Annotated in this window: 8 protein-coding genes; 4 read left to right on the top strand and 4 right to left on the bottom strand. The window is 50.8% G+C overall.

Features of this window, described 5'->3' with window-relative positions; all coding sequences use genetic code 11:
• A partial coding sequence (locus CINSTRO3249_RS13290; protein ID WP_143146879.1) for an integrase core domain-containing protein occupies positions 1 to 229 on the top strand: 229 nt, incomplete at its 5' end.
• A 37-nt stretch (positions 230 to 266) separates the two neighbouring features.
• On the opposite strand, the gene CINSTRO3249_RS13285 is transcribed toward CINSTRO3249_RS13290, so the two are convergent.
• On the bottom strand, positions 267 to 536 hold the full coding sequence (locus CINSTRO3249_RS13285; RefSeq protein WP_074013616.1) for a phage holin, lambda family: 270 nt from the start codon (positions 534 to 536) through the stop codon (positions 267 to 269).
• A 614-nt stretch (positions 537 to 1150) separates the two neighbouring features.
• Between CINSTRO3249_RS13285 and CINSTRO3249_RS13280 the strand changes: the two genes are divergently transcribed.
• Positions 1151 to 1360, top strand: coding sequence for a hypothetical protein (locus CINSTRO3249_RS13280; protein WP_074013615.1), 210 nt, complete (start codon positions 1151 to 1153; stop codon positions 1358 to 1360).
• Positions 1361 to 2357: 997 nt separating this feature from the next.
• Positions 2358 to 2624, top strand: coding sequence for a hypothetical protein (locus CINSTRO3249_RS13275; RefSeq protein WP_074013617.1), 267 nt, complete (start codon positions 2358 to 2360; stop codon positions 2622 to 2624).
• Positions 2625 to 2893: 269 nt separating this feature from the next.
• On the opposite strand, the gene CINSTRO3249_RS13270 is transcribed toward CINSTRO3249_RS13275, so the two are convergent.
• Both CINSTRO3249_RS13270 and CINSTRO3249_RS13265 read right to left on the bottom strand, forming a co-directional pair.
• Complete coding sequence (locus CINSTRO3249_RS13270) at positions 2894 to 3166, bottom strand: HU family DNA-binding protein (RefSeq protein ID WP_074013614.1); 273 nt, start codon at positions 3164 to 3166, stop codon at positions 2894 to 2896.
• Between the two features lie 17 nt (positions 3167 to 3183).
• Positions 3184 to 3378, bottom strand: coding sequence for a transposase (locus tag CINSTRO3249_RS13265; RefSeq protein ID WP_125933197.1), 195 nt, complete (start codon positions 3376 to 3378; stop codon positions 3184 to 3186).
• A gap of 88 nt (positions 3379 to 3466) precedes the next feature.
• Between CINSTRO3249_RS13265 and CINSTRO3249_RS13260 the strand changes: the two genes are divergently transcribed.
• Complete coding sequence (locus CINSTRO3249_RS13260; protein WP_074013612.1) at positions 3467 to 3766, top strand: hypothetical protein; 300 nt, start codon at positions 3467 to 3469, stop codon at positions 3764 to 3766.
• A gap of 19 nt (positions 3767 to 3785) precedes the next feature.
• Here the strand turns inward: CINSTRO3249_RS13260 and CINSTRO3249_RS13255 are convergent.
• Positions 3786 to 4350, bottom strand: a 565-nt coding sequence (locus CINSTRO3249_RS13255) for an alpha-amylase family protein (protein WP_074013611.1), incomplete at its 5' end; no start/stop codon positions are given.

Genomic DNA, 4350 nt, shown 5'->3' with positions numbered 1-4350 from the left:
CGGCGACTCCTACGATAATGCGATGGCAGAGAGTATCAACGGGTTGTACAAAACGGAGGTTATCCACCGCGGGAGCTGGAAAAACCGGACGGAAGTGGAGTTGGCCACGCTGGACTGGGTGGACTGGTACAACAACAGAAGGCTGCTCGGGCGGCTGGGTTACATCCCTCCTACTGAAGCCGAAATGAACTATTACGCTTTGCAATTAGCATCAGAGGAAGCGGCGTAGTATTGCCAAAATTACTCTCTAATAAACTCGGGGTTATTCAATAATCGGTGCCGAGATAGCCGACGATGATGCTGCCGAGATAGGAAAAGTCGTTATCTATGTCGAGCGCGCCGAGGCTGTCGCGGATAAACCAGGCGATAAGGGCGCACATCATGGCATCGAGTAAGGTTTTATGGAGTCGGGTGCCATGATAGCGGCCCCTGAGAAAGGCCATGAAGGCGGCGATAGTGGCCGCAACGGCCTGCTCCCTGACGTGAAACAGCCAGGCGAGCGTCCCGGCCCAGAGGCACGGGTCACGATCTGGCATGAGAGAAATCCTGTTTTTTTAACGGGCGCTCGCCCCCGCATGGGCAAACGCCGTTGCAGCCCTGCGCGCGCAAAGCCAGAGAAAGTAAAAGAGACATGTCGTTATCTGACTGACGGAAGACACTGCATCAATATCCTCGGTCAGTAAGACACGCTGTACTTGGATTGCTTGTGCGGTAAAGTGCTGTCGCAGAAGTCGCCCTGTTCGTCGAGGAATGGTGTTTTCCCGCCCCAAGCCCGGCTACGTTTATCGCCCACCGTCCGGCTATTCCGTCTGTGCGTACTCATCGCATACGCTGTCTTTGCCTAACGCTTTCACGCCAGGCCACATACGGAAAGGTACAAACTACGCTGTATATAAAAACAGCTGTATGTAATATCAGTATCATGCAACAAAATATTTGGCAAGCACGAAGTTTGGCGGCGGATTTTAAATGTGTCTAAATGTGTCGTGAATCTAGAGATTAACGGTAAATTGACGTAATATTAACGGGTATATAACTGTTGTTTGCCGCTTAAATTCCGCAAATCGCTAGATTCGCGCGATCAAGACACATTTATTAACATTTTATTTTTGTGACAAACATCACACTTTAATTTCCTAAGGGAAGAGACATGACTGAAGGAGAGAAGTCCCTGCGCCAAGCTTTGATAAGAAGCCAACTGCCCGCGCCAAAGGAGAAGAAATTCACGATAATCCTCTCGCCTCGGCAACAGAAGGCGCTGGATTTTTTGCGCCTAGACATGGAAATGACGAAAGCCAACGTGATGAGAAAGGCGCTGTACGATCTTTATGAGCGCCGCAAAAAGGCCCAAAAGGTGTAACGGGACAATTTTTAGTCGAAAATCCTTCACGGTTTTAATGAAAAGTCACGCACGAATCCAGCGATTCGACGTAAGTGATTGAAAAGAAAGGTGAACTAATTCAGCGATGGGAAAAAGAGTGGAAAAAATGGCTTCACAGATTTTGCGAAAAGTCACGCACGAATTCAGAGATTCTCCCTAACCTATTGAAACAAAAGGCGCACGAATTTAGCGATGAGAAATGGCCTTCCCCTCCCTGCCTCGGGGAAGTCATGTTGTAAAGTTGGGGAAGTCCTATTGAGATAGCTCACCTCGAGCACCTTTCGTGACTCAAATTGAGAAAAAATCTGGCGAGATTTGAGAACAAAAGCGGCGCGAGAGAGGGATATTCTCAAATTGAGAAAAAAACCGACTCAATCTGAGAACAATCTTGGCAAAATTTAGAACCAAAACGGCGCGACTTTTCACACCACTTATCCCACGCACGCTACGGAGTGTTACTCATGTAACGTCTTCTCTCGGCGCTAAGGAAAGACTGGACTATCGTGCAGCGGTCAAAACACATAGTCCGCTGCTTTGACCTCCTACTTCCTTTTAGAAAATACCGCATTGCCACCTCTTAGTATTACCGGCCCTCTCGAGCCGGTCTTTTTTTGCTATTCGCCTTACACAGAAAGCATCAGTGCTTTATCGGATATCGCAGGATTGCAGGATTGCAGGATTGCAGGATTGCAGGATTGGCGATAGTCATCCTGCATATGACTTACTCCTACTATCACCACCTTTGTAATCCATGTTACCGGCTGCCAACGCCGGTTTTTTTACGAAATGTCGGCGCGTTTTATGGGATTAACTGACTGCATCTTTCGCTACAGTCAGACTGCAAACTCCTCTAAATAGCTCAAAATTGCCATACCACCAACTTTTATCACCGGCCCGCTGAGGCCGGTTTTTTTTTGCACCCTGATTTTCGTGCCATCATAGCCAGCAACGACATTGCCAAATGGTGACCAGAGCCATGACCTACGATAAAAAATCTATCCGCATCTTGCGCGAAGAAGAAATCGACCGCTTCGACTGGAGCCGCACCGCCCGCCTTGCCGATGAGCATCACCTGCCGCTTGAGTGGGTGAAACGGGGATTTGAGGCAGCGAGGCGCATCGGGGCAGACCCGGAATATTTTGTGCAGAAGTACATTCTGAAGGCCGAGACAGCCGCAATACCGGAGTTCGAGGCGGTGTTTTTGGAGATAGTGCGCGAGGAGCGCGACAGAAACCAACGATAGCCGCGCTAAAAGCGCCTGTACGGGCCGTGGTGAGATCTAAACGCCTCAGAGGCAGGATTTCACGTCAGAAACGGAGAAAATCGCTCAGAGGGGCGTACAGCGTGTTTTAGCGCCCCCCTCTGAGTATGTGCTCCATGTCACTGGCAATTACGGAAAAATCAGCTGAGGAAGATTGACAGCGACGGTACCGAAATCTATAACGTTGCCGCGACACAACGATAACGACGCACGAGACACCTTCCCAAACCGGCTCCTCCGCGCCGGTTTTTTTACCTCACCGCCTCTTTCAGCGCCTTCCCCGCCCGGAACGCGGGAACCCGTGCCGCCGGAATGGTCATGGCCTCGCCGGTTTGGGGATTGCGGCCTGTGCGCTCGGCGCGGGTTTTGACTCCAAAGGTGCCGAATCCACTCAGTTTAACGGCATCCCCTGCCGCCAGTGCCTGAGTGACGGCCTCGGTGATGGCGTCGATGACGAGTCCGGCCTTGGTTTGGGAGATGTCGGCTTTCTCGCTGACGACGCGGGTCAATTCTCGTTTGTTCATGCTGTTCCTCGTGGCAGTTAAGATTGGATAGCTCGAATATCAGACTCTTTCAGGCCGGTAAATTTCCTGATGCTGAAGAGCGACATGCCGCCGATAAGCATTTTACGGGCGACTTCGCGTTTTCCTTCGTAGCGCCCAACCTGAAGACCTTCATGCATTCCTTCTTCGCGTCCGGTCATGAAGTCTATTTTAGCTTTCATTTCGTGCTGCATAGCAAATAACCATTTGTTTATAAATGACTCTATCTTTTTTAAACTGGCACTATCGGCCAAATCGCGGCACGTTCTACAGGAGGTCAGATTGAGAGTCAAATTTGAAGGTCGCTGGACGCGGGAGCAGTTGATTAACTCGCTGTGCCGCCTGATGGATGAAATGGGCGATGATGGTATCGAATATCTTACGGGGGTTAACCTGTATTTTCACATTGAAGATAGTGAGTTTTCGGCTATCGAGCTGGTTGGTGAGAACGAGCTTCCCATCGCAGGATTTACGATTAAGAACCTGTCCGCGCCGAAAAAGACTCGCAAACGCCGCAAACCCAAAATTGCAGCGCCGGTTGTCGATATCGCGGATTTCAAACGCCGGAAGGACAGAGCGTAATTTCTGATGCGGAGGGAATTCAGAATAATTTAACGGCGATGGTTACGATCGCGGAAGCCAGACCAACACAGCCAAGCATGACCTTGGTGATTTTTATGAGCAAGCCATTCGTCAGGGCTTCCATGTCCTTGCGAACTAGCGCTATCTGAGCCTCGTTCTTCTCGAAAAGCGCCGCCATATCTTTTCGTACGCCGGTGATTTCAGCATCGGTCCTATCCGCCCTTGCCGCGGCCTCTTTGCGGGCATCGGCGATGTCAAAGGCCAAATCCTTGCGGACTTCGGCGATTTTGGCGTCTGTCTTCTCAAACTGGGCCGCCATGTCCTTGCGAGCTTCAGCTATCTGAGCATCGACTTTCTCAAACCGAATAGCTGTATCTTTGCAGGCTTCCGCGATTTCGGCGGACAAGTCCTTACGCACGTCCGAAATGTTGCGGTTCACCTCGGCGATATCCGCTTTGGTCGCCACATCCGCCACCTCGTGAGACTTGCGAACGGCGATAGAGATCGCCCGCGCCTGGTCTTTTGGCAAACCGGCGTTCTCCAGCGTCTCGACGAACTCTTGCGTATCAAATGCGACTTGGCCC

The sequence above is a fragment of the Candidatus Sodalis sp. SoCistrobi genome, from assembly GCF_900143145.1.
GTDB lineage: Bacteria > Pseudomonadota > Gammaproteobacteria > Enterobacterales > Enterobacteriaceae > SoCistrobi.
This window is presented reverse-complemented; position numbering and strand designations above follow the sequence as displayed.